The organism is Pedobacter sp. AC464, assembly GCF_979253075.1.
In genome coordinates this window covers 785,164-809,658 of the sequence record NZ_CEEDBV010000002.1, presented here as the reverse complement: position 1 = coordinate 809,658, position 24,495 = coordinate 785,164, and the positions used below count along the sequence as shown (strand labels likewise).

Here is a 24,495-nt window from a genome sequence, read left to right as displayed (position 1 = left end):
CTGTTTATTGCTATTTGGAGATTGTTTGCCTATTTTTGCGCCAAATAAGACAAAACAAGATGAGCAATACAAGAGGACCAATTTCTCAGTTTATGGAGCGTAATTACCTCCATTTTAATGCTGCGGCAATGATGGATGCAGCTAAAGGCTATGAAACACATTTGGATGAAGGCGGGAAAATGATGATTACTTTGGCTGGGGCAATGAGTACGGCCGAATTGGGTATTTCGCTTGCAGAAATGATTCGTCAGGATAAGGTAGCCATAATTTCATGTACCGGCGCCAACCTTGAAGAAGATATAATGAACCTGGTTGCACATTCACATTATAAACGTGTGCCAAATTACAGAGATTTAAGTCCGCAGGATGAGTGGGATTTATTAGAAAACCATTACAACCGCGTTACCGATACTTGTATTCCTGAAGAGGAAGCTTTCCGTCGTTTGCAAAAACACATCCATAAAATATGGAAAGATGCTGATGAGGCTGGTGAAAGATATTTTCCACATGAATTTATGTACAAAATGCTTTTAAGCGGCGATTTAGAGCAGTACTATGAAATCGATCCCAAAAATTCATGGATGCTGGCTGCGGCAGAAAAGAATTTACCAATTGTTGTTCCGGGATGGGAAGATTCAACAATGGGAAACATTTTTGCTTCTTATGTTATGAAAAAGGAATTGCAAGCAACTACAATGAAAAGTGGTATCGAATATATGGGTTGGCTGGCCGATTGGTATATTGCAAACAGCGATGGTAAAGGAATAGGTTTCTTTCAAATTGGCGGTGGTATAGCCGGCGATTTTCCAATTTGCGTGGTTCCAATGCTTTATCAGGATATGGAAATGGAAAACATACCGTTCTGGAGTTATTTCTGCCAGATTTCAGATTCTACTACCTCTTACGGCTCATATTCAGGAGCAGTTCCAAACGAAAAAATTACCTGGGGCAAATTAGACATCCATACGCCTAAATTTATTGTAGAAAGTGATGCAACTATTGTAGCGCCTTTAATGTTTGCCTGGATATTAAAACAATAATTAGAAATTTTTATAAAACCAAACAGTTCTTTTAATGCCCATTGGAGAAAAACTTCGAAAATGGGCTTTTTTATTAGCTGATTGGCTTGAAATCGCATTTGTTTAGAATGATTATAAATTGTATTTCAAGTCAGTATTATGTCATGGGATTTATTAATAAGTTATACTTTTGTTCAAGTTTTGGTGGGAGTATTTCATCTCAGGCATCAATTTCACAACTAAAAGTAAATTAAATAAGTATAAAGTGTTCATTATGAGAGATATCTCGATGATTTTAAAAAGCGTTTGGAAATCGTTATTCGTGTTTTCAGCTATTTCCGTTATAGCGGTTTCTACCGTTAGTGCGCAAGATGCTGCAGAAGGAAGAACGCTTTTCAAGGCAAAATGTACCGCATGTCACGCGTTAGATGCTAAAATGGTTGGCCCTGCCTTAACTGGCGTAAGCGATCGTCACCCGGAATCGTTCCTTTTAAAATGGATTCCAAATTCGCAGGCTTTAATTGCTTCGGGAGACCCTGCTGCGGTAAAGCTTTTCAATGAGAATGGTAAAATTGCGATGACTTCTTTTCCTGAATTGGATGAAGCGAAAGTAAAAAGCATTTTAGCATACATCAAAGAAGGTGAGCCAAAACCAAAAGGTGATGCTACTGTTGCATCATCCGAAGCTGCTAAAAGTGAAGGAACTTCAGGTTTATCAATTGCAGGTATTGTTGCAATTGTAGCTATTGCTATCGTAGTATTAGTAATATTAGGTCGTGCTTCTAAGTTGTTAGAACGCTTAATTTTACAAAAGCAAGGTATCGAGATTGAAGAAGATGTGCCTTTAAAGGTTGGTGTTCGCAAAATGTTCAAGAACAAAAAATTTGTGATGTTCTTTATTTTGTGTTTAATCATCGCTTTGGGTTCATGGGGCTGGATGGGCATGTGGAACACTGGTGTTCATACAGGTTACCAACCAGTGCAGCCAATTAAATTCTCTCACGAGTTGCACGCTGGTATCAATCAAATCGATTGTCAGTATTGCCACAACGGTGCGTTTAAATCTAAAAATGCTACAATTCCTTCGTTAAATGTTTGTATGAACTGCCATAAAGCGGTACAGGCAAGAGATAATTATGAAGGTGAAATTTCTCCTGAAATCAAAAAGATTTACAATGCTTTAGGTTACGACCCTGAAACGCAGAAATACGATAAGAGTAAAGAAAAACCAATGGAGTGGGTCCGTGTTCACAACCTTCCGGATTTTGCTTACTTCAATCACTCTCAGCACGTAGTAGTTGCAGAAGATGCAATTCGTAAAGCGAAAGGTTTACAGCCTACAGAGCCAGTATGTTTTGCATGTCATGGTCCGGTTAACACCATGGAAGAAATTTATCAATATTCTCCACTTACCATGAAATGGTGTATCAACTGCCATAAAGAAACAGATATTTCAGGGCAGAAAAACAATGCTTTCTACGCTAAGGTAATCGAAGCGCACGAAAAAATTAAAAAGGGAGAAAAAATCACACCGGCTTTATTGGGTGGTTTAGAGTGTGGTAAATGCCACTATTAATAGTAAGAGTTTTAGTAAGAACGTTCGATAAACAGTAATATAGCTTAAATGGAAAGCAATAAAAAATACTGGAAAGGCTTAGAGGAGTATAACAATACACCCGATTTTGTTAAAAATAACAAAAACGAATTCGCCGAGCCACTTCCAATAGAAGATGTTTTAAATGAAGCAGGGTTAAGCACTGTTACCCCACGCCGCGACTTTTTAAAAGCGTTAGGTTTTGGTTTAGGTGCAGTAACTTTAGCAGCATGTCAAAGTGCGCCTGTTCATAAATCTATTCCTTACCTGGTAAAACCTGAAGAGGTAACACCTGGTATTCCTAACTATTATACTTCGAGCTTTAACGGCCAAAGTATTTTAGTTAAAACAAGAGAAGGTCGTCCTATCAAAATTGAGCCAAATCCTAATGCAGGTGAATTCAATTGGGGTACAGACGCAAGAGCGCAGGCTTCAGTGTTAGATTTATACGATGTATCTAAATTAAAAGCACCGGTTCTTAAAAATCAAGAAACTACCTGGGCAAAAATAGACAGCTTTGTTAAAGGAGAGTTGGCTAAAGCACAGGCAGGTGGAAAGAAAATTCGTGTTGTTGCTTCAACAGTAAACAGTCCATCTACCAACGCTGTAATTGCGCAGTTTATAACAAAATATCCTGCAGCAAAATTAATTCAGTATGATGCTGTTTCTTACACAGGTATTATTCAAGCCAATCAGAATAGTTTTGGTAAAGCGGTTTTGCCTAAATATAATTTCGATAAAGCAGATTTAATTGTGAGTTTTGGTGCCGATTTCTTAGGTACCTGGATTAGCGGGGAAACATTCACCGCCCAATACACTGCAAATCGTAACTATAAATCATTAGAAAATAAGAAAATGAGTCGCCACATTCAGTTTGAAAGTGGCATGAGCTTAACAGGTACTAATGCAGATACCCGTGTTCCGGTTAAATTGTCGGAAGAAGGTCCTGCTTTAATTGCTTTATATAATGCAATAACCGGTCAATCTCTACCGGGCGGAACTTTGCCTAACAACAGCACAGCTGATAAAGTAATTAAATTAGCCGCTAAAGAACTGATGCAGGCAAAAGGCAAATCGCTTGTTGTTTGTGGTTCTAATGATGTTTCTACTCAAATTTTAGTAAATGCCATAAACGCTGCTCTTGGTAGCTATGGTACAACTATCGATTTAGATAATCCTTGCTATTTATACGCTGGAAACGATGCTGAGTTTAGTGGCTTCGTAGCTGAAATGGGTCGTGGAGAAGTTGGTGCTGTTCTATTTTTAAACAGCAATCCGGTTTACGATTTCATGAATTCAAAGGCCTTTACTGATGCATTGGCAAAAGTTCCTGCAAAAATTTCATTTGCAGATAGAGCAGATGAAACGGCTTCACTTTGTGATGCAATTGCAATTAACCATAACTATTTAGAATCGTGGGGTGATGCAAACGCTTACGAAGGATATTACTCAATCGTACAGCCAACCATTAATCCGGTTTTCAACAGCCGTCAGGCAGAAGAAAGTTTATTAACATGGGCAGATGCTCCTGTTAAAGATTATTACCAATTTGTTCGCAACAACTGGGAAACTAAAATGTTGCCTGCACTTGGCTTAAAATGGAATGATGTTTTAGAAAAAGGTGTTGTAACAGTTACTGCTAAGCCAGCTGCAGCATATTCATTCTCTTTATCTTTAGCAGCAGTCGCTTCATCAGTTTTAAACAGCAGTAAATCGCTGGCAAAAGGTGGCGACCAGGTAGAACTTCAGGTGTACGAAAACATACCGATGCGTGATGGTAAAAATGCAAATAATGCATTCTTACAGGAATTGCCTGATCCGGTGTCGAAAGTTACCTGGGATAACTATGTTGCTTTAGCCCCGAAATTTGCTGAAAAATTAAAAGTTAAAGAATTTGATGTTGTAACTGTAAAAGGCGGCAATGGATATTCGATAGACTTACCAGTACTTATCCAACCAGGACAAGCGCAAGGTACAGCTTCAATCGCTTTGGGTTACGGTCGTGAGAAAGTTGGTAAAGCGGGTAATGGTGTAGGTAAAAATGCTTTCCCTTTCATTTCTTTTGTAAATGGAACAATGCAATACGCCAGCAACGTTACAATTACCCCTACAGGTGGTTATTACGAACTTGCGCAAACGCAAACTCACCATTCATTTGAAGGACGTAATGTAATCCGCGAGGCTACATTTAAAGAATATTTAAAAAACCCTGCAGCGGGTACAGGTAAAAGCGAAGAGGGCCATAAAAATTATGACCTTTGGGATAAATGGGAGCAGCCGGGCAATAGCTGGGTTATGGCCATAGACTTAAACGCTTGTACGGGTTGCGGTTCGTGTGTTGTTGCCTGTAACGTAGAAAACAACATTCCTGTTGTAGGTCGTGATGAGGTTCGCCGTCGTCGTGAAATGCACTGGATTCGTATCGACCGTTATTATAGCTACGAAACACCAACAGGTGATGTAACAAGAGAAAAAGAAATTGCTAAGTTGGAAAATTTAGATCATGTTTCTGTTGTTCACCAGCCAATGTTATGTCAGCACTGCGACCACGCACCATGCGAAACAGTTTGTCCGGTATTGGCAACAGTACACTCATCTGATGGTTTAAACCACATGGCTTATAACCGTTGTGTAGGTACCCGTTACTGTGCAAATAACTGCCCATACAAAGTTCGTCGCTTTAACTGGTTTAATTACTGGAACGATTCTCGTTTCGATAACTATTTAAATAACGAGTTTACTCAATTGGTTTTAAATCCTGACGTAACTACACGTTCACGTGGTGTTATGGAGAAATGCTCTATGTGTATCCAACGTATACAAGGTGGTAAATTGAAAGCTAAAATTGAGAAACGTCCGTTAAAAGACGGAGATATTAAAATGGCTTGTCAGGAAGCTTGTGCAGCAAATGCAATCATCTTTGGTGATGCAAATGATCCTAATTCTGAGGTTTCAAAAGCTTTACGTTCTGAGCGTATCTACTACGTATTAGAGGAAATTAACGTGAAACCGGGTATCGGATATATGACAAAAATTAGAAATACAGATACAACAGTACAAGCGTAAGCTTTAGTATAAAGAAAATACAAATTATGTCAGGACATAACGAATCAATACTTAGAGAACCATTAATTACCGGCGATAACATCACGTATGCAAAAATTACGGATGATATTTTAGGCCCGGTAGAAAATAAGCCAAATAAAGCCTGGTGGATTGGTTTCATCTTTGCCTCTTTAGGTGCCTTACTTTGGGTTGTAGCGGTAAGCTATACCTTCTGGAACGGTATCGGATCTTGGGGTTTAAATAAAACAGTTGGATGGGCATGGGATATCACCGGTTTCGTGTGGTGGGTTGGTATTGGTCACGCAGGTACACTTATTTCTGCGGTACTTTTACTCTTCCGTCAAAACTGGCGTAACTCAATTAACCGGTCGGCAGAGGCAATGACAATCTTTGCGGTTATCTGTGCAGCAACATATGTTGTATCACACATGGGCCGCCCATGGCTAGCGTACTGGGTTTTACCTTTACCAAATCAGTTCGGTTCACTTTGGGTAAACTTTAACTCACCATTGGTTTGGGATATGTTTGCAATCTCAACTTACTTCTCAGTATCATTATTATTCTGGTACACAGGTTTATTACCAGATATTGCAACCATTCGCGACCGTGCAGTTGGAACACGCAGAAAAATCTATTCTATCTTCTCTTTCGGATGGAGTGGAAGTGTTAAAACCTGGCAGCGTTTCGAAGCCGTATCCTTAATCTTAGCTGGTATTTCTACGCCACTGGTACTTTCGGTACACACAATTGTATCGATGGACTTTGCGACTTCAGTAATTCCGGGATGGCACACAACTATTTTCCCTCCTTACTTCGTTGCCGGTGCTATTTTCTCAGGCTTCGCGATGGTATTAACTTTATTATTGGTTGCGCGTAAGGTTTTAGGTTTGGAAAACTACATCACCATGTTCCACATCGAATCGATGAATAAAATCATCATCCTAACAGGGTCGATTGTTGGTGTAGCTTATTTAACAGAGTTCTTCATTGCATGGTATTCAGGTTCGGAATATGAGCAATATGCCTTCATCAACAGATCGACCGGTCCTTACTGGTGGTCTTACTGGATGATGATGACCTGTAATGTGATCTCACCACAGCTGTTGTGGTTCAAAAAGATTCGTTTAAGTATTAAAGCGACCTGGATTTTATCAATCGTGGTAAACGTAGGTATGTGGTTTGAACGTTTCGTAATTATTGTTACTTCATTACACCGCGATTATATTCCATCAAGTTGGGCAATGTTTTATCCTACCTGGGTTGATGTAAGTGTATTCGTAGGTTCAATCGGATTGTTCTTTACTTTATTCTTATTATTCTTAAGAGTATTGCCATCCATCGCGATAGCAGAGGTTAAATTATTATTAAAATCTGCGAGTGAGCAAGCGAAACTAAAACAGATTAAAGAAGGACATGAGAATAAAGAGTATGTAGCTGAATACATAGAATCTTTAGAGAAATTTGATAGTGTTAAACAAGAAGAATACGCAAAAATATAACAATGAGTGATATCAAATATATTTTAGGCAGCTTTGGTGACCCTGATGAAATGATGCATGGCATCGAAAAACTTCAGGAAAATAACATCAGTATTTTTGATGTATATACGCCGATGCCTATACACGGGATAGAAGCCAAATTAGGCATTAAAAGATCAAGAATAGACATCGCAGCATTTTGCTTCGGTATTACAGGTACCTGCGCAGCTTTCGCTTTGATTTATTTTTGCGCAGTTATTGATTGGCGGGTAAACATCGGTGGTAAACCATCATTTGCATTGCCGGATTTTATTCCGATAATGTTCGAATTAACAGTTCTTTTCTGTGCTTTCGGTATGGTTTTAACCTATTATGCTTCAACGCATTTATTTCCGGGAAGAGCACCACGCGTAATGGATCTTCGTGCTACAGATGATCGTTTTGTTATCGCGGTAGATGCGCACGAAAATGCAGCACACACCGTAATTGATGGATTATTAAAAGATGCCGGTGCTTTAGAAGTAAAGTATAATGAAAGGAAGTACATTAGCTATGAATAAGAATAAGATTGTTTATGCCGCGTTTTTAGCTATCGCTTTTGCAGCTACTTTTTCGGCTTGTAGAGATAAACGCAGTACAGGACTAGAGTATGCAAGGAACATGTATGATCCGATTGCTTACAACCCTGACCAGCCAAATAAAAACTTTAAGGATGGTAAAACTGCGCAGTTACCTCCAGCAAATACAAAACCAGTAGGTTTTGAAGAATATGATGACTATCCTAATACTTTAGAAGGATATAATGAAGCCGGTGCAAAAATGGTAAATCCATTACCTGCTGACAGCGTAAACCTAGAACAGGGAAAACATTCATTTGTTGTGTTCTGCGCACCATGTCATGGTGAAAAAGGAGATGGTCAAGGTCACTTGGTTAAAATTGAAAAGTTTACAGGTGTTCCATCATACTCAAGCGGCGCTTCATCCAGAGGTGGTAATATGGCAGATTTGACTCCTGGAAAAATCTATCATACCATTACGTATGGTGTAAATAACATGGGCTCGCATGCTTCGCAAATTTTACCAATCGATCGTTGGAAAATTGTGATGTATGTTCAACAATTACAAAAAGGACAATAAGTAAAGCAGAATATAAATGGGAACTCACAATATTAATTTTAGTGAACAATTTGAGTTTACAGGAAAAGTAAAAACTTTAAGCATAGTTGGTATCGTAATAGGTATTGCAGCAATTGTTTACGGTTTTTTAAGTGGCCACCAAGAGCGCACTTTTGCCAACCTGTTGCTTATGGGATATTACTTTGCATGCGTATGTATGTCGGGAATGTTTTTCTTAGCTGTTCAATTTGTGGCACAGGCAGGCTGGTCTGCATCAATTTTACGCGTACCGCAGGCAATGGCCAAAACGTTGCCAATTGCCGCTGTAATACTTATCGCAATTGTTTCTGCTGGTTTGTTTATGGAACATACCATTATCGAACACGGGCAGAGCGTTAGCGTTCCGTATCTTTATAAACACTGGGCAACTCATGGTTTAGCGGAACAAGGGTCTGAACATTATGATGCAATCATCGCAGGGAAATCTGTCTTCTTAAACAAGCCTTTCTTTTTAGGCCGTCAGTTATTGTTTTTAGGTGTTTACAGTATCTTCGCAATGATGTTTGTTAAGTTTTCATACAATGAAGATTTGGCTGGTGGTTTAAATTCATACAGAAAAAGCTTCAAGAACGCTTGTATCTTCCTTGTAATTTACGGTTTCACTACACCGATTTTCGCCTTCGATACAATCATGTCATTAGAAGCGCACTGGTTTTCAACAATGTTTGGCTGGTATAACTTTGCAGCAATGTGGGTTAGTAGTTTAGCAACAATTGCAATCATCATTATCTTATTAAGAAGAGCTGGTTACATGCAATGGGTTAACAATAGCCACTTACATAACTTAGGTCAGTTTATTTTTGGTTTCTCTATCTTCTGGACTTACGTATGGTTTGCACAGTTCTTATTGATTTACTATGCTAACATGCCAGAGGAAACCGTTTATTTCTACAAACGCTTTGAATACTATAAGTTTTGGTTCTTCCTTAACTTAGCAATGAACTTCCTGGCACCAGTGTTATTGTTAATGGATAGAGATAACAAAAGAACAGATGTTAGGTTATTGTTTGTTTCTGTTGTTGTATTGTTAGGTCACTGGGTAGATTATTATCAAATGATTATGCCAGGAGCGGTAGAAGAAGGCACCAATGGGTTTAGCTTTATCGAAATAGGAATTGCAGCGGGTTTTGTAGGATTGTTTACCTTTACCGTTTTAGGTGCTTTAAGTAAAAAGCCTTTAATAGCGAAAAATCACCCTTTATTACAAGAAAGTTTGCATCATCAACTTTAATTGATGTTTTTATAAAGGCAAATATTTAATTATTATTATAGAAGTACAGCGTACTACTTTTAAGAAAATGAGTTTAAGAAAGTTTATCACGAATAAAACGACCGCAGCTTTAGCAGTAATACTTACTGTTTTTGCAAACACGAGCGTATTTGCACAAGATGCAGCTGCAGGTGCTGCCGCGGCAACGAAAGTTGATATGGGCGAGGTTTATAAATCAGTAATATTTTATATTCTGGTATTTCTCGCAATATGTTTATTCATTGCTATTGTGGGTAAAGCCATAAGGGTATATGAGTTAAGCCGCGAAGCACAAGGTAAACCAGTTGGCATTAACTGGAACAGGGTACATGCAAGTTTATTTGCTTTGTTCCTGGTTTTAGGTTTATATGGTGTTTATTGGGAATACACGGTTCACGGAGCAATGTTACTGCCTGATGCAGCTTCGGTGCATGGAAAGCGTATCGATGAGATGTTCAACCTTACGTTAATCATTACCACTATCGTTTTCGTTGTAACACACATCTTATTGTTCGGTTTTTCTTACATTTACAGATATTCGGCAAAAAGAAAAGCTTACTACTATCCTCATAACAATTTAATAGAAAAGATCTGGACTATTTTACCAGCCTTGGTTCTTACAGTTTTGGTATTAATGGGATTCTTAACCTGGAGATCAATATTCTTCAAAGTAGATGATCCTAAAAATATGCCAATTCAAATCGAGGTAACTTCAGAGCAGTTCAAATGGTCTATACGTTATCCTGGAGCCGATGGTGTTGTAGGTCATAAAAACTACAAGTTAACAACTGCTTCAAATACTTTGGGTATCGACTTTAAAGATTTGAAATCTCGTGATGATCAAATGGCGGATGAAATGGTTCTCCCTGTTGGAAAGCCGGTTAAATTGATACTAACAAGTAAAGATGTAATCCACAGTTTTTACATGCCACACTTTAGAGTACAATTGAATACTGTACCTGGTATGCAAACCATATTTGAGTTTACACCAACCATTACAACTGCAGAGATGCAGCAAAAAACCAACGATCCTAATTTTAAGTATCTTTTTTACTGTGCTAAAATCTGTGGTTCTGGTCACTACAACATGCAAAAAGTAGTTCGGGTTGTTTCGATGGAAGAATACAAAACCTGGTTAGCCGAACAAAAAACCTACTTAAACGACGATTTAAGAAAACAATTTAATTTGCCAGTGGCACCTGCGCCTGCACAATCAGGAACAGACTCAGCAGCTACAGATTCTGCAGCTGTAAAAACAAACCAAATGGCTTTAAATAAATAATATACCGAAGAGCGAAAAGAATTATGTCAACAATAGCATTACACGACGAACACAATCACGATCACGCTGATCACGGGCACCATAAGGAGACTTTGATTTCAAAGTACATCTTCAGCATGGACCACAAAATGATTGCGAAGCAATTTTTGATAACCGGTATCATTATGGCGGTTATTGCAATGGGTCTATCAATTTTATTCCGTATCCAGCTGGCATGGCCCGACAAGAATTTCCCTTTCTTAGAAACCTTTTTAGGAAAATGGGCTGAAGGTGGTCGTATTAAATCTGACTTTTACCTTGCATTGGTTACTATTCACGGTACCATCATGGTATTTTTCGTATTGACAGCAGGGCTGAGTGGTACTTTTAGTAATCTTCTGATTCCGTTGCAGATCGGAGCTCGAGATATGGCATCGCCGTTTTTGAATATGCTTTCTTACTGGTTCTTCTTTACCGCCTGTGTGGTAATGATGGCCTCATTTTTCATCCAAACAGGTCCTGCATCTGGTGGTTGGACAGTTTATCCTCCGTTATCGGCATTGCCAACAGCAATTCCTGGTTCTGGTATGGGTATGACCCTTTGGTTAATCAGTATGGTGCTTTTTGTTGCTTCATCATTAATGGGTGGTATTAACTATGTGAGTACTATTTTAAACATGCGTACAAAAGGTATGGACCTTTGGAAAATGCCTTTAACAATATGGGCTTTCTTCTTAACCGCTATTTTAGGTATTTTATCGTTCCCGGTTTTGGTAGCTGGTGTGGTTTTATTAGTATTTGATAGAAGTTTCGGAACGAGTTTCTACTTGTCTGATATCGTAATGGGTACCAATATTTTACCTAATGAAGGTGGTTCGCCGATTCTTTGGCAACACTTATTCTGGTTCTTGGGTCACCCTGAGGTTTACATTGTAATTATGCCGGCGTTGGGTATTTCATCAGAAGTAATATCTGTAAATTCCCGCAAACCAATTTTTGGTTACCACGCCATGGTTTACTCTTTAATTGGTATTACAGTACTTTCGTTCATCGTGTGGGGTCACCATATGTTTGTAACGGGTATGAATCCTTTATTAGGTGGTGTATTTATGATTACCACGTTGATTATCGCAGTTCCGTCGGCCGTGAAAACATTTAACTATCTGGCAACGCTTTGGAGAGGTAACATTCGTTTCACCCCTGCTATGTTGTTTGCTATTGGTTTAGTTTCATTCTTCATTTCTGGTGGTTTAACCGGTATATTTTTAGGAAATGCATCATTAGATATTAACTTACACGATACATATTTCGTTGTTGCTCACTTTCACCTGGTAATGGGCTCTGCAGCCATTTTCGGAATGCTTGCCGGTGTTTATCACTGGTATCCTAAAATGTTCGGACGCATGATGAACGCTAAATTAGGTTATCTGCATTTTTGGCTAACATTTATTGCCGCTTACCTGGTTTTCTTCCCATTACACTTTTTAGGTTTGGATGGCGTTCCGCGTCGTTACTATGCTTTTACTGAATTCGAATTCATGAAAAAGTGGTTAACTGTAAATGTGTTTGTAACCTGGGCTGCCATCATGGCCGCTTTAGCGCAGGTAGCATTCTTGTTCAACTTCTTTTATTCTATCTACAAAGGGAAAAAGGCACCGCAAAACCCATGGGAATCGAATACCCTGGAATGGACTGCACCTGTTGAGCACTTACATGGAAACTGGCCGGGCGAAATTCCTACAGTATACAGATGGCCATATGACTATAGCAAACCAGGCCATGATGCCGACTTTATTCCACAAACTGTTCCATTCTCACAAACAATGAGTTCTAACTTGCCTCATGATTTTGAAGGAAATGCTGAAGCGGAAAAAATTCAACAAGATTGGGAAATCGCCAATCCTGTGACAGAAAATAAGGGCTAGTTACATAGCTTTAACAAATTTTAAAGGGGTATCTGATTAAGTTTCTGCTTATCCGGATACCCTTTTCATCTTAATAGATATATGATCAGCAGATCAGAGAAACGTTTTATCAGCATTAACCTTATAACAATAATAGTTACGCTATTAGTTATACTTGCAGGCGGTATTGTTCGCAGTACAGGCTCCGGGATGGGTTGTCCTGATTGGCCAAAATGTTTCGACAGGTACATACCGCCGACTCATGTCTCTCAGCTGCCTCCAGGCTACCAGCAAAAATATGTTGCCAGCAGGCTTAAGAAAAATGAAAAATTTGCCCGATACCTCGAAAGTATGGGAAAAAAGGCTTTGGCAGATAGTATCAGAAACGATAAAAGCATTACCGTTCCTGAGGAGTTTAACCCTGCAAAAACCTGGACTGAATATTTGAATAGGTTAGCGGGCGTTTTAGCAGGAATATTTTTACTGTTAACCGCTGTTTTCTCTTTCACTTATCGGAAAACAGCCAAAAGAATAATTATTTTAAGTATTTTAAATATACTCGTTGTTGGTTATCAGGCATGGTTAGGTTCTATTGTTGTATCAACAAATTTAGCGCAGTGGGTAGTAACCGTACATATGCTCCTTGCGCTTGTTATATTGGTGATCTCAATTTACACCTATAACTATGCTAAACAGCTGCATAAGGAACCTTCGGTAATTATGTACCGGATTTTATGGCTGAAAGGATTTTTATTTTTTACGCTTATCGTTAGCATTGCACAAATTGTGTTGGGTACGGAGGTAAGGGAAGCCATTGATGTGATTGCCAAGTCCCTGTCTTTTGGAAACAGGGCAACTTGGGTATCAAGAATCGGCGAGGTTTTTAGTTACCACAGAGATATGGCCATTTTGGTAATCATTTGTAACGGTATTATTTATAAAATGGTTATCGATAGATTTAGCGGTAAGGCTGCCCCATTATTAACCGCAAGATTTATTTTGCTAACGTTATTTATACAACTCATTAGTGGCTTTGCATTGGCTTATCTTTCCTTGCCACCGGTTGCACAGGCATTGCATATTTTATTTTCGACAATGCTATTTAGTTTACAGTTTTACTTGTACTTGCTCGTTTACAGAACAAGAACATACAGACAATAATAATAAGAGAATTGAAACACTTTTTTTCAGATTTTTCTAAACTAGTTAAGTTCAGGCTGTCTTTTACGGTCGTGTTTTCTGCATCGATTTCATTTTTGATTGGTCAGAAGATGCAGGTTGGAAGAGGGCACATACCTTCAATAGATTGGGGAAATTGGCTTATTTTGATAGCAGGTGGCTTTTTGGTTACGGCTGCAGCGAATTGCTTTAATGAAATCATAGAAGTCGATTTGGATAAATTGATGACCAGAACTAAAGACCGGCCGATGCCAGCTGGCAGGATGACAACAGGGCAAGGATTGGTTCTTGGCGTGTTTATGGCTTTTCTTGGAACCTGGCTTTTAGGACAGTTAAATCTTGAGACAGGATTGCTTTCGGTTTTCTCTATTTTGCTATATGCATTTGCATATACGCCATTAAAAAGAAAATCGCCGATTGCTGTTTTTGTTGGCGCAATACCTGGCGCTTTACCACCATTAATCGGTTATTTGGCTGCATTTGGCAGTTTAAAGTCGGATTTGTTTTTAGATATTGATTACAAAATTGCAGTAATATTATTCCTGATACAATTTGTTTGGCAATTTCCACATTTCTGGGCCATAGCCTGGGTATTGGACGAGGATTATAAAAAGGCAGGTTTCAGGCTGTTGCCAACAAAAAAGAAAGATAAAACTTCAGCGTTGTTCACTTTTGTTGCAACCCTGATTTTGATACCCGTTAGTTTGCTTCCAACATTTTACGGTTTTGGAGGTTATTACATAGGCGCCTTATCCATTATTGCAGGTGTAATATTTAGCTGGTTAGCTTTTAAATTATTGAAAAACCGCGAACTCATCGATGCGAAAAAGGTGATGTTCTGCTCTTTTTTTTACATACCAGCAGTACAGTTGGTATTAATGTTTGATTTTATAGCAAAATAATTATTTATGGTTTTAACAATGGAAAATACACAAGATATATTCGACCCAAAGCCTAAGAAGTTTATAGTATGGCTTTTTGTTGTATCATCTACCATTATGTTTGGCGGTTTTACCAGTTACTATCTGGTTTTTGCGGCATCGAAAGGTAAGGGGCATGGGTTGGTTTTACCCGATGCTTTTATTTATAGTACATTATTAATAATTGCCAGTAGCGTAACATTAACACTGGCATCAAGGGCGCTAAGAAAACTAAATTTTAGTTTGCAACGTAAAATGCTTTGGGCAACCATCATTTTGGCATTCGGGTTTGGTTTTATGCAGTTTGTAGCATGGGGCAGCATGGTTAAAACCGGTGCAACCCTTGTAGGTAACAATGCCGCAATTTCTTTTATATATGTGGTTCCGTTAATGCACTTATTCCACATTATTGCCGGGTTAGGCTTTATAACCAGCAGCTTAGTTGGTAGCTACAAAAAAATTACCATTGCAAAAAATAAGTTCCGTATGGAAATAACCTCTATTTTTTGGCATTTTATAGATATATTATGGATATATCTGTATGTTTTTTTACTTTTGAACCGTTAAATTTGTTAACAAACTATTATACTATTTCCAAATGAATTCAGTATCACAATTAGATCAAGTTAAAACCGGACCATGGAATGGTGGTCGTTCTCCCTGGTCGGTAGAATATGGTAAAATCATGATGTGGTTTTTCCTTTTATCAGATGCTTTCACATTTTCATCTTTGTTGATCTATTATGGCGCTCAGCGCTTTTCTAAATCAGCCTGGCCTGATCCGGATTTGGTTTTCCAATCAATTCCAGGATTAAAGGATAGTGGCGCTCCATTGGTTTTTGTGGGGATTATGACCTTTATCCTAATTTTGAGCTCTGTAACCATGGTTATGGCAGTAGAAGCTGGTCACCGCCGTGCAAAAAAAGAAGTTATTGGATGGATGATAGCAACTATTATCGGTGGATTCATGTTTTTAGGCTGTCAGGCTTTAGAATGGAGTCACTTACACCACGAAGGTTTTTGGTGGGGTCAGATTCCAAGTACTGAAGAATTAAAACATCTGTTTGTTGGTGATGTTTCTTTAGTGGCGGCCCAGCAGTTTGCTAATTTGTTCTTTACAATCACTGGTTTTCATGGTTTCCACGTTTTTAGTGGTGTTATGATTAATATCATCATTTTAGTGATGACGATAAATGGTACATTTGAGAGAAGAGGTCATTACCTAATGGTTGAGAAAGTTGGTTTATACTGGCACTTCGTGGATTTAGTTTGGGTATTTGTATTTACCTTCTTCTATTTAGTTTAATTTAATCAATAAAAATATTTAACATGTCAGAACATTCACATACAGCCGAAGGTCACGAACACGATGACCATGCAGGAATGAATAAAGCTAAAATCTGGAAAGTTGCTGGAATTTTATCTTTAATCACCGGTATCGAATTCATCATAGCGTTATGGGCAATTCCCGGAGGTCATATTCCTCAGCATATAGGCAATTACATCTACATTGCACTAACATTGGTTAAAGCATTTTACATCGTTGCTTATTTTATGCACTTAAAGTTCGAAAAATTAGGTCTACAATTGGCACTAACGGTATCGTTCATTTTCATCATCTACTTTATAGTATTAATGCTTATCGAAGGCGGATTTTTACATCTGCACATGGCAACGCATTCATGAGATCATTCTCGATAAAGAAATCTTTAATCCTGGTAAGCATATTGGCTATACCAGGATTTTTGTTTTTTTACTTATTGCCACACTTCGCCAAGAACCGGTATAAAAGTCTTCCAATTTTTGGCGAAAAGATTGTTGCCACAACTTTCCATTCAGTAAAAGGGAAAAAAATTCCAGATACCATTTACCACACGGTTCCGGATTTTAGTTTTGTTAATCAGGTTAATGAAACCCTCAACTGGTCTGCTTTGAAAGGCAAAATAGTGGTGATAAATCTATTTTATAAAGCCAGCCCAATTAAGGAGGTTAACATCAATGTTAAAAAGATTGCTGAAGGCTATGAAAAAAATCCGCTAATCAGATTTTTAAGCCTCTCGGTAGATCCTCAAGATTATCCTTACAATTTAAAAGCTCTAACAGATGCGCTCGGTGCTAAAGCGGGAAAGTGGGATTTTTTAAGTGGTGATACTTTACAGGTTTATCCTTTTATCAGAAAAGGGTTACTGCTTGATATAATCCATCACGAAGAGAACGGCAAAGCGAAATTTATTTACGGAAACCAGATTATCTTGCTTGATAATATGCATAGGATACGTGGGTATTACGAAGCAACAAACGCAGATGCATTAGCTAAGCTCGACGATGAAATTAAGGTTTTGGTTGCGGAGGATTTAAGAAACCTCAAAGACGGAAGGTAAGCTAGAAAACAAGTCAACTCCGAAAGGTATTTAGTGTAATGGAAAATAATTCAATAGAAAAAAAATATAACATTTGGATAATCATTTTATCGATTGTTATACCGGTAGCAGTTGCTGTTTTATTTATGGTTAAGTTGAAAGATTTAGGTATAGATGTTAGTCCGCTGCCATTTTTACCCCCAATCTACGCAACGATAAATGGCATAACGGCCATACTTCTGGTTATTGCGGTTAGGGCCATAAAAAATGGGAAGGTACAATTGCACCAGAACTTAATGAAAGCTGCAATTGGTTGTTCATTACTATTTTTGGTCATGTATATCGCCTATCATATGACGACGCCCTCAACAAAGTTCGGGGGAGAAGGCACCATAAAATACGTTTATTTCTTTATTTTGCTTACACACATTCTACTTTCTATAATAATCATTCCATTGGTGCTGGTTACCTATGTTAGGGCACTGGCAGAAAAGTTTGATAAACATAGAAAGATTGCCAGAATCACATTTCCGCTTTGGCTTTATGTGGCAATTACCGGCGTAGTTGTTTATTTAATGATATCGCCCTACTACCAGTACTAACCCTACAAATTGAGGTTCACCAGAAAAGTTGAACCTTTTTTTATGACACAATTTTTAACGCTCTGCATTCGTTTATCTGTATATTTGTTATAATGAAAAACAAGGCATTTTTAATCTTAATTTTATTCCTTTTTGCTTTCACTATGCCACCAAAGGTGATGGCACAATGCGCCATGTGTACCATAAATGCAGAGCAGGGGGTAAAAAATGGAAACACTCAGGCTGCAGGGTTAAATACTGGTGTTATTTATCTTTTGGTCATTCCTTACATCCTGGCAACTGCTGTTGGCATTATCTGGTATAAAAAATATCGTAAAAAAAATGTGCACCTCGATATGAAATCAGATCGCATAAATTTGAACTAGCATGCCTGGAAAAACTTCCAAGTTTTATGCAATCTTACATGCTAAATGTCCGCATTGCCGTCGGGGAGATATTTTTACAGGAAGCATGTATGGGTGGAACATACAACACACAAAGGAGATTTGCAATTACTGCGGGCAGCGTGTTGAAATTGAACCTGGCTACTTTTACGCGGCTATGTACGTAAGTTATGCCATGAACGTGCTGGAAATGCTGTTGGCCACGTTCATCACCTTCCAAATTGTGGGGCCATTAGAAGACAACACTTTTTGGACCTACCTGATTGTAATTTTTGCCGGCTGTTTTTTGTTCTATCCTATTAATTATAGGTATTCGAGGCTAATATTGCTCCATGTGTTATCGCCCAATATTAAGTATAAATCGTATTACGATAAATAATCTGTTTAACTCAGGTAGCGCACACCAAATTACAAATTCCAAATATGCTGAAAAAAGACACCCTCGTTTTTATTAAAAACGTTGCTGAAAATAATAACAGAGAATGGTTTGCAGATAATAAACATAAATATGAAGAGGCCAGGGCGGATGTGCTCGAACTTGTAACCTTTTTAATTCCCGAACTGGCAAAGATAGATCCATTAATATCTCCGGAGCTCGATCCGAAAAAATGCCTGATGCGAATTTACCGCGACGTTCGCTTCAGTAAAAATAAAGATCCTTATAAAAATAACTTTGGAATGTGGTTTTCTGCTAAAAGCAAAGGTGGCAATGAACCGGGTTATTATTTACACATCCAGCCAGGTAAAAGTTTTATTGCTGGTGGTTATTGGATGCCCGAACCCGCCCACGTTAAAGTCATCCGACAGGAAATAGATTACAATATCGGCGATTTTAAAGCGATTATTGATGACAGGGATTTTAAAAAGAGTTTTAAACTTGGCATGGCATCAGCGTTGAAAAATGCCCCAAAAGGATATGATCCGGCCGATCCGAATATAGAATATTTGAAATTGAAAAGCTTTGAGGCTTCGATGCAACTGGATGATGAAGAGTTTTTTAAGCCTACCCTCGTTAATAAGTTGATAAGTTCTTTTAGAACTGTTAATCCATTAGTTGCATTTTTACGAAATGCTTTAGAAGCATAGTTAGCTCATAAAACTCAGTTTAAACATGAAAAATATTTTTTTTGCCTTTGCAATTTTGCTTTTTGCCACGTCGGTTACATCATGCGTTATTTTATCGCCTAAAAAATATAAAGCCCTTTTAGGAAGTAAAGATTCTTTATACACTGCCTTTAATGAAAGTCAGGTTAAGGTTGAAAATTTGGAAGACGAAGCCAAAAAATTAAGGAAAGATACATCACTTTTGGGAGAGGATTTACGCGATTTACAGACCAGATTTAATGATGTGAATGCAAGTTTCAACAAACTGAAAAACAATAGTTCGACCGAAATATCCAAGTTGTCGGAGAATCTTGCCGCCAGAGAGAAACGTTTAAAAGAAGTGGAAGAAGTTCTGCGAAAACGCGACGAAGCCACAAACCAGCTAAAAGAAAAATTGCAGCAAGCATTGCTTGGTTTTACTAAAAGCGGTTTAACTGTAGAAATTAAAAACGGTAAGGTTTATGTGTCCCTTATGGATAAACTTTTATTTCCATCTGGCAGTATAATAATAGATGAAAATGGTAAGAAAGCACTTGCTCAGCTAGCTAAGGTTTTAAAAGAACAGCCAGAGATTAACATTGCAGTTGAAGGACATACTGACAATCAGAAAGTTAACAATTTAGGTCAGATTAAAGACAATTGGGATTTGAGCGTGCTAAGATCTACTTCTGTTGTTAGGTACTTAACAGATATTGAAAAAGTAGAAAGCGTAAGAATGACTGCCACCGGTAAAGGTGAATTTCAGCCACTTGGCCCCAATACAGGTGCTGATGGGCGGAGTAAAAACCGAAGAATTGAAATTGTACTTTCGCCGAAGTTAGACGAGTTGTACAACCTAATAAAATAAGTGAAACGTAATTGCCTAAGCCCTGTGAATTTAAATTCGCAGGGCTTTTTTGTTTGTCTAACTTATCCGGGTTTTACGATAATTTTAATTTTTGCATTAATCCCCACTTTAACTAAAATGTTTGTAATTTTCATGCACTAAATACCTTCATGAAAGTAGCTATCCATCAAGACGTAATTTTCCGTACACCAAGGCTTTCTTACCAATCTGGATTGGCAGATTGCTGGGAAGCGTTAAAAGCTTCTATTGCAATTTCTTCTGATACCTTTTATCAAACAATAAAGGATGTACAAGCAGCGGAACTTGAAAAGCTGAATCCTAAAGTGCTATTCACGATTTGGAAATACTACAATAGGGCTAAATTCAGGTCAACACCCTATGGAACTTTTGCAGGTTTTAGTATGTTGAAAAGTGCCTTGAGCTCAACGGAAAACAAGATTACAATTGAGGAAAAGCAAACTGTTCATGAATTTATCGATTGGCCTTTTAGAAACAGCCTCAAATTTTCAATTGCAGAATTGCTTGGCAATAATTGCATGTTGTTTGCAAATAGCAGTTACTATTTTACCAATGGCAGTATAAGGTACATTGCCTGTACCGAAGGATTATTCGAGTTGGCCGAGATTGATACCGACGAGTTTGTGGTGCAAATTTTGCAAACTTGTTCTAAACCTGTTAGCGTGAACGATTTAATTGTGCGCCTTGGAATTGAGGCTGCAAGAAAAGACGAGGTGCTTTCTTTACTCGAAGACATGCTCTCTTTACAGCTTTTGTTAAGCGACACCGACCCTAACATTATTGGCGAAGATTATTTTAACCGCATAAATGTAAAGTCTGCTCACGATACTCCAAAATACCTGATATCTGAGCGGAAAGCGGTTTCTGGCGGTTTAGATGAGCGAATGTTTCATGCAGTTCCGGGCCTTATCAATATGATGCAGCGAATTTTGCCTGTTGATGGTCGTGATGCTTTAAAGCAGTTCGTAAATAAATTTCAGCGAAAATTTGAACAGAAGGAAATCCCTTTATCTGTTGCTTTGGACCCCGAAATGGGCGTTGGTTACGATGAATTGGAGCAAGCGGGTTTGGGAGACGACTTTATTGCACAGTTTCATGGAAAACAGAGTAGGAAACCGGAAGATTTAACGGATAAACTAAAACAAGATTTCAAAAAATTAATTCATCATGAATCTTTTAGTTCTAGAGATACAATTCGCTTAGAGCAGCTTGGTCTATCTTTAAGTGATAAGCCGGCAACAATACCAAATTCATTCAGCATGCTTATGTCAGTTGCTGATGATATGATTTGTGTAGATCAAACTGGCGGTAGCACCGCAAATGCATTAAGTGGTCGCTTTACCATTGCAAATGAAAATGTTTTTCAGCATTGCAAAAACATCGGCCAAATTGAAAAGGCTGCAAACCCTGACGTGTTATTTTTTGATGTTGCTTACATGGTTGAAACCAATGTAGATAACATTAACCGGAGAAAGCTAGTTTACGAGCGTCAGCTTTCTATTCTTAATTTCGATACATCTGAAAACCCGCTTACGCTGGATGATATTATGATTTCTGTGTATGCTGGGGAAGTAATTTTACGTTCTAAAAAGTTGAATAGGCGCATCATTCCCAGGATGGCTTCTGCATATAACTATTCGAGGTCTGATTTGTCAGTTTTCAGGCTTTTGTGTGATCTACAGCATCAGAATATCCAAACGAATTTAACACTCTTTTTAGAAAACCTCTATCCGGAATTGCCTTACTATCCAAGGCTTCAATATCAAAATATCGTTTTAGCTCAACAAAAATGGCAAGTTAAAAAGGCAGATGTTTCATTCTTAAGTTTACATGAATTAAGGGTTTTTTTGGATCAATTAGGCGTTTCTAATTATTTTAAAGCAGGACTTTCAGACCAAACGCTTTGTTTCGATAAAAATGCAGACCTGGATATGACTGCTTTTATCCAGTACATGCAAAAGCAGGATAAAGTTTATCTGGAGGAAGTAATTGTTCCTGATGAAAGTGTAGTTGTTGATGAAGAGGGTAAGCCATATTTTGCCCAGTTTATTTTGAATATTTACCATCAAGATAAAATTTATAATGGCTACAGCAAACTGGAAATCCATGAAAGTGCCGTAAAACAGGTATTTGCGCCCGGAACCGAGTGGCTTTATTTTGAGATTTACTGCCACCAACAAAGGTCTGATTTGCTTTTAGGAGGCCCAATCGCCCATTTTTTGAACGCTTATCAATCGCACATAAAATCTTGGTTCTTCATTCGTTACAATGAAAATGGATATCATTTAAGATTAAGAATTCTGCTTGTGGATGCAAGCCGAGGACAAGAGTTGACAGCAGCATTTTCAAGCTACCTCGAAGAAGATTTAGCAGCCGGCCTGGTTTCTGATTTACAACTTCGAACATACAAGCGGGAAACTCAGCGATATGGAAATGAACTGATTGAGCGGGTGGAAGAACATTTTTCGGTTGACAGTCAGTTTGTGTTATCTCTGTTTGACACTAATCCGGATGCTTTAAGTAGATACAGTTATTGCGCAGCGCTGATTGAAAATATCCAACAAGCTGCAATATTCGACGATAAAGAACTGGCAGAGACTATTAAAATGATGTCGGATTCCTTCAATTTGGAACATAATCTTGAGCCTACTGATTTTAAGAAGATTAATGCTCAATATCAGGTTTATCGTAAATGTGCCTACGTCGAACTAAACGAAATGCAGCTGGCAAAATTTACGTTATTCTCCAATTCATTCGCAAATATTCTAAAAATCTGCAGTGCTGGTAGAAAGGTGCAGTTGTTTAGTGATTTATTGCACATGCATGTAAACCGCCTTTTTAATAAAGACCAGCGCACCCACGAAATGGTTATCTACTATTTTTTATTAAAAGATGTACAACGAAGAAATGCAGTGGGCTAGCATAAAATACTAATTAAGGCCAGCCATCGGATTGTCTATATCAACTTTAATTTCAGTAAAGTATCTATTAAGTGGATCTTTATAAAATTTGAAAGCGTATTTATCTTTATAGAAATTATTCAGTCGCTTATCAATATTTTCTAATCCAACGTGATGACTTTCAGATTCCTTCTTTTTCACTTCATTAATCATGTTGATGGTTGTAAGCGTTAAGCTTTTCCTGTCATAATCAATTTGAACGATTGATGGTTGCGTAGAGTGTGCAATGTTTCCATGTTTGAACATATTTTCTACCAGGGTAAGCAAAATCAGCGGCGGAAAACGAAGCCCGAACAAGTCGCCATTTATAATTAAATCGAAATTAATTGTATTTGCAGTACGCAATTTATGCAGGTTAATCAAGTGTTCTATCTGCTCAACCTCTTCACTTAAAGGTACCAATTCTGATGCCTCAGGTCTTTTCAAAGCATAGCGCATCATTTCTGAAAGATTCATAATGGCATCTGCCGCTAACGGTGCTTTTTTCCTTGCATCGTTATAAATAAAGTTAAGCGTATTAAACAGGAAATGAGGATTAATCTGGCTTCGCAGAAAATTGTTTTGAGATTGAACGAGATCATTCTCTAAAGCCTGCTTTTCGATGGTATTAACAAGATTTTGGCGCTCAAGTTTCTGAACCCGGCGACGTTCTTTAATGGAATTTAGCAAGAATACATAACCCGTACTGAAGCCAATAAAGTACAAAGACCTCCAAGTTGTTCTAATCATGTAAATGTCATTGAACTCTAACTTAGGTCTAAGTGCATTGTAATATATCGTTGTAGACAGAATGTAATCAATTGGGTAAGCAATAGCCATACAAAGAAGAATTTCAATTATTACGATAGGCGCATATAACCAATTTTTCCAATTACTATTCAAATTCATCACTCTTCTTAATACTACAGCATTAACATAAAATAATATAATGTTGAGTGAGTAGTGAAAGAGCCAGGTACCAACATCACCGAGGCCTTTGTTCACAATACTGGTTATCGAAACTTCATAAATGATAAAAAAAGCCCATGCTTTTACATGGATGTGATTTCGGTTATACCAGTTTTTTATTTTAAGAATGTTCATTTAAATGGGTTTTATCTACTAAAACAGGGGTTTTATCTGTTAAAATAGCGGGTTTGTGTAAAAATTTCGGAGTGCCTCCTTTTTCGCCGCACCTTTACAACAGTTAATCAAAACAACAACAATTTAGTTAATAGAGCAATAAAATATATAATATGAAAGCGCAAAACACAACAAAATTAAAAAAGAATACTGCATTTGTTTATAAAAATGTAAAGGGTCAAAACAACTTCAGCACCGACCCAACTGCAAACACAATCTTAATGACTAACTCTTCAATGTCTAACATTTTCGC

Annotated in this window: 22 protein-coding genes; 21 read left to right on the top strand and 1 reads right to left on the bottom strand. The window is 37.9% G+C overall.

The window, feature by feature from the left end; genetic code table 11:
- Positions 1–59 precede the first annotated feature (59 nt).
- The 21 genes from AC0IWT_RS14250 to AC0IWT_RS14150 all read left to right on the top strand — a co-directional run bounded on the left by AC0IWT_RS14250 (position 60) and on the right by AC0IWT_RS14150 (position 23,081).
- The gene (locus tag AC0IWT_RS14250) at positions 60–1,040 is read left to right on the top strand and encodes a deoxyhypusine synthase family protein (RefSeq protein WP_056869617.1); all 981 of its coding nucleotides are present in this window, start codon (positions 60–62) and stop codon (positions 1,038–1,040) included.
- A gap of 253 nt (positions 1,041–1,293) precedes the next feature.
- Positions 1,294–2,595, top strand: coding sequence for a c-type cytochrome (locus AC0IWT_RS14245; protein ID WP_056869618.1), 1,302 nt, complete (start codon positions 1,294–1,296; stop codon positions 2,593–2,595).
- 48 nt (positions 2,596–2,643) lie between these two features.
- A complete protein-coding gene (locus AC0IWT_RS14240; RefSeq protein ID WP_471797653.1) occupies positions 2,644–5,679 on the top strand; it encodes a TAT-variant-translocated molybdopterin oxidoreductase in 3,036 nt (1,011 codons plus the stop codon).
- Between the two features lie 26 nt (positions 5,680–5,705).
- On the top strand, positions 5,706–7,178 hold the full coding sequence (gene nrfD / locus AC0IWT_RS14235; protein WP_056869620.1) for an NrfD/PsrC family molybdoenzyme membrane anchor subunit: 1,473 nt from the start codon (positions 5,706–5,708) through the stop codon (positions 7,176–7,178).
- Between the two features lie 2 nt (positions 7,179–7,180).
- A complete protein-coding gene (locus AC0IWT_RS14230; RefSeq protein ID WP_056869621.1) occupies positions 7,181–7,717 on the top strand; it encodes a DUF3341 domain-containing protein in 537 nt (178 codons plus the stop codon).
- A complete protein-coding gene (locus tag AC0IWT_RS14225) occupies positions 7,689–8,294 on the top strand; it encodes a c-type cytochrome (RefSeq protein ID WP_056869622.1) in 606 nt (201 codons plus the stop codon). Before AC0IWT_RS14230 ends, AC0IWT_RS14225 begins: the two co-directional genes overlap by 29 nt.
- A 16-nt stretch (positions 8,295–8,310) precedes the next feature.
- Positions 8,311–9,564, top strand: a complete 1,254-nt coding sequence (locus AC0IWT_RS14220; protein ID WP_056869623.1) for a hypothetical protein — start codon at positions 8,311–8,313, stop codon at positions 9,562–9,564.
- 67 nt (positions 9,565–9,631) lie between these two features.
- Positions 9,632–10,864, top strand: a complete 1,233-nt coding sequence (locus AC0IWT_RS14215; RefSeq protein WP_471797652.1) for a cytochrome c oxidase subunit II transmembrane domain-containing protein — start codon at positions 9,632–9,634, stop codon at positions 10,862–10,864.
- Positions 10,865–10,887: 23 nt separating this feature from the next.
- Complete coding sequence (locus AC0IWT_RS14210; protein WP_200940307.1) at positions 10,888–12,768, top strand: cytochrome c oxidase subunit I; 1,881 nt, start codon at positions 10,888–10,890, stop codon at positions 12,766–12,768.
- Between the two features lie 81 nt (positions 12,769–12,849).
- Complete coding sequence (locus tag AC0IWT_RS14205; RefSeq protein ID WP_471797651.1) at positions 12,850–13,908, top strand: COX15/CtaA family protein; 1,059 nt, start codon at positions 12,850–12,852, stop codon at positions 13,906–13,908.
- Between the two features lie 11 nt (positions 13,909–13,919).
- Positions 13,920–14,828: a heme o synthase gene (cyoE, locus tag AC0IWT_RS14200; RefSeq protein WP_471797650.1), complete on the top strand. Its 909-nt coding sequence runs from the start codon at positions 13,920–13,922 to the stop codon at positions 14,826–14,828.
- Positions 14,829–14,846: 18 nt separating this feature from the next.
- Positions 14,847–15,413, top strand: a complete 567-nt coding sequence (locus tag AC0IWT_RS14195; RefSeq protein ID WP_082491398.1) for a cytochrome c oxidase subunit 3 — start codon at positions 14,847–14,849, stop codon at positions 15,411–15,413.
- A gap of 31 nt (positions 15,414–15,444) precedes the next feature.
- Complete coding sequence (locus AC0IWT_RS14190) at positions 15,445–16,152, top strand: cytochrome c oxidase subunit 3 (protein WP_056869629.1); 708 nt, start codon at positions 15,445–15,447, stop codon at positions 16,150–16,152.
- Between the two features lie 23 nt (positions 16,153–16,175).
- A complete protein-coding gene (locus AC0IWT_RS14185; RefSeq protein ID WP_056869630.1) occupies positions 16,176–16,532 on the top strand; it encodes a cytochrome C oxidase subunit IV family protein in 357 nt (118 codons plus the stop codon).
- The gene (locus AC0IWT_RS14180; protein WP_056869631.1) at positions 16,529–17,227 is read left to right on the top strand and encodes an SCO family protein; all 699 of its coding nucleotides are present in this window, start codon (positions 16,529–16,531) and stop codon (positions 17,225–17,227) included. The genes AC0IWT_RS14185 and AC0IWT_RS14180 overlap by 4 nt, the downstream gene beginning before the upstream one ends.
- A gap of 38 nt (positions 17,228–17,265) precedes the next feature.
- Positions 17,266–17,808, top strand: a complete 543-nt coding sequence (locus AC0IWT_RS14175; protein ID WP_471797649.1) for a DUF420 domain-containing protein — start codon at positions 17,266–17,268, stop codon at positions 17,806–17,808.
- A gap of 92 nt (positions 17,809–17,900) precedes the next feature.
- A complete protein-coding gene (locus AC0IWT_RS14170; protein ID WP_056869633.1) occupies positions 17,901–18,173 on the top strand; it encodes a hypothetical protein in 273 nt (90 codons plus the stop codon).
- Between the two features lies 1 nt (position 18,174).
- Positions 18,175–18,570, top strand: a complete 396-nt coding sequence (locus AC0IWT_RS14165) for a hypothetical protein (RefSeq protein WP_056869634.1) — start codon at positions 18,175–18,177, stop codon at positions 18,568–18,570.
- A gap of 44 nt (positions 18,571–18,614) precedes the next feature.
- Positions 18,615–19,277: a DUF2461 domain-containing protein gene (locus tag AC0IWT_RS14160; protein WP_471797648.1), complete on the top strand. Its 663-nt coding sequence runs from the start codon at positions 18,615–18,617 to the stop codon at positions 19,275–19,277.
- A 25-nt stretch (positions 19,278–19,302) separates the two neighbouring features.
- Positions 19,303–20,142: an OmpA/MotB family protein gene (locus AC0IWT_RS14155; protein WP_471797647.1), complete on the top strand. Its 840-nt coding sequence runs from the start codon at positions 19,303–19,305 to the stop codon at positions 20,140–20,142.
- A 149-nt stretch (positions 20,143–20,291) separates the two neighbouring features.
- Positions 20,292–23,081: a lantibiotic dehydratase gene (locus AC0IWT_RS14150; protein WP_471797646.1), complete on the top strand. Its 2,790-nt coding sequence runs from the start codon at positions 20,292–20,294 to the stop codon at positions 23,079–23,081.
- Between the two features lie 9 nt (positions 23,082–23,090).
- Here AC0IWT_RS14150 and AC0IWT_RS14145 read toward each other — a convergent pair whose 3' ends face one another.
- Complete coding sequence (locus tag AC0IWT_RS14145) at positions 23,091–24,203, bottom strand: sensor histidine kinase (RefSeq protein ID WP_471797645.1); 1,113 nt, start codon at positions 24,201–24,203, stop codon at positions 23,091–23,093.
- Positions 24,204–24,495: the final 292 nt, after the last annotated feature.

Excerpts from the sequence above, each read along its gene's own strand:
- AC0IWT_RS14215 (WP_471797652.1), top strand. The coding sequence starts at position 9,632 with ATGAGTTTAAGAAAGTTTATCACGAATAAAACGACCGCAGCTTTAGCA.
- AC0IWT_RS14205 (WP_471797651.1), top strand. The coding sequence starts at position 12,850 with ATGATCAGCAGATCAGAGAAACGTTTTATCAGCATTAACCTTATAACA.
- nrfD (WP_056869620.1), top strand. The coding sequence starts at position 5,706 with ATGTCAGGACATAACGAATCAATACTTAGAGAACCATTAATTACCGGC.
- AC0IWT_RS14180 (WP_056869631.1), top strand. The coding sequence starts at position 16,529 with ATGAGATCATTCTCGATAAAGAAATCTTTAATCCTGGTAAGCATATTG.
- AC0IWT_RS14190 (WP_056869629.1), top strand. The coding sequence starts at position 15,445 with ATGAATTCAGTATCACAATTAGATCAAGTTAAAACCGGACCATGGAAT.
- AC0IWT_RS14245 (WP_056869618.1), top strand. The coding sequence starts at position 1,294 with ATGAGAGATATCTCGATGATTTTAAAAAGCGTTTGGAAATCGTTATTC.
- AC0IWT_RS14210 (WP_200940307.1), top strand. The coding sequence starts at position 10,888 with ATGTCAACAATAGCATTACACGACGAACACAATCACGATCACGCTGAT.
- AC0IWT_RS14195 (WP_082491398.1), top strand. The coding sequence starts at position 14,847 with ATGGAAAATACACAAGATATATTCGACCCAAAGCCTAAGAAGTTTATA.
- AC0IWT_RS14230 (WP_056869621.1), top strand. The coding sequence starts at position 7,181 with ATGAGTGATATCAAATATATTTTAGGCAGCTTTGGTGACCCTGATGAA.
- AC0IWT_RS14155 (WP_471797647.1), top strand. The coding sequence starts at position 19,303 with ATGAAAAATATTTTTTTTGCCTTTGCAATTTTGCTTTTTGCCACGTCG.
- AC0IWT_RS14220 (WP_056869623.1), top strand. The coding sequence starts at position 8,311 with ATGGGAACTCACAATATTAATTTTAGTGAACAATTTGAGTTTACAGGA.
- AC0IWT_RS14185 (WP_056869630.1), top strand. The coding sequence starts at position 16,176 with ATGTCAGAACATTCACATACAGCCGAAGGTCACGAACACGATGACCAT.
- AC0IWT_RS14250 (WP_056869617.1), top strand. The coding sequence starts at position 60 with ATGAGCAATACAAGAGGACCAATTTCTCAGTTTATGGAGCGTAATTAC.
- AC0IWT_RS14165 (WP_056869634.1), top strand. The coding sequence starts at position 18,175 with ATGCCTGGAAAAACTTCCAAGTTTTATGCAATCTTACATGCTAAATGT.
- AC0IWT_RS14225 (WP_056869622.1), top strand. The coding sequence starts at position 7,689 with ATGAAAGGAAGTACATTAGCTATGAATAAGAATAAGATTGTTTATGCC.
- AC0IWT_RS14240 (WP_471797653.1), top strand. The coding sequence starts at position 2,644 with ATGGAAAGCAATAAAAAATACTGGAAAGGCTTAGAGGAGTATAACAAT.
- AC0IWT_RS14150 (WP_471797646.1), top strand. The coding sequence starts at position 20,292 with ATGAAAGTAGCTATCCATCAAGACGTAATTTTCCGTACACCAAGGCTT.
- AC0IWT_RS14175 (WP_471797649.1), top strand. The coding sequence starts at position 17,266 with ATGGAAAATAATTCAATAGAAAAAAAATATAACATTTGGATAATCATT.
- AC0IWT_RS14170 (WP_056869633.1), top strand. The coding sequence starts at position 17,901 with ATGAAAAACAAGGCATTTTTAATCTTAATTTTATTCCTTTTTGCTTTC.
- AC0IWT_RS14145 (WP_471797645.1), bottom strand. The coding sequence starts at position 24,203 with ATGAACATTCTTAAAATAAAAAACTGGTATAACCGAAATCACATCCAT.
- AC0IWT_RS14160 (WP_471797648.1), top strand. The coding sequence starts at position 18,615 with ATGCTGAAAAAAGACACCCTCGTTTTTATTAAAAACGTTGCTGAAAAT.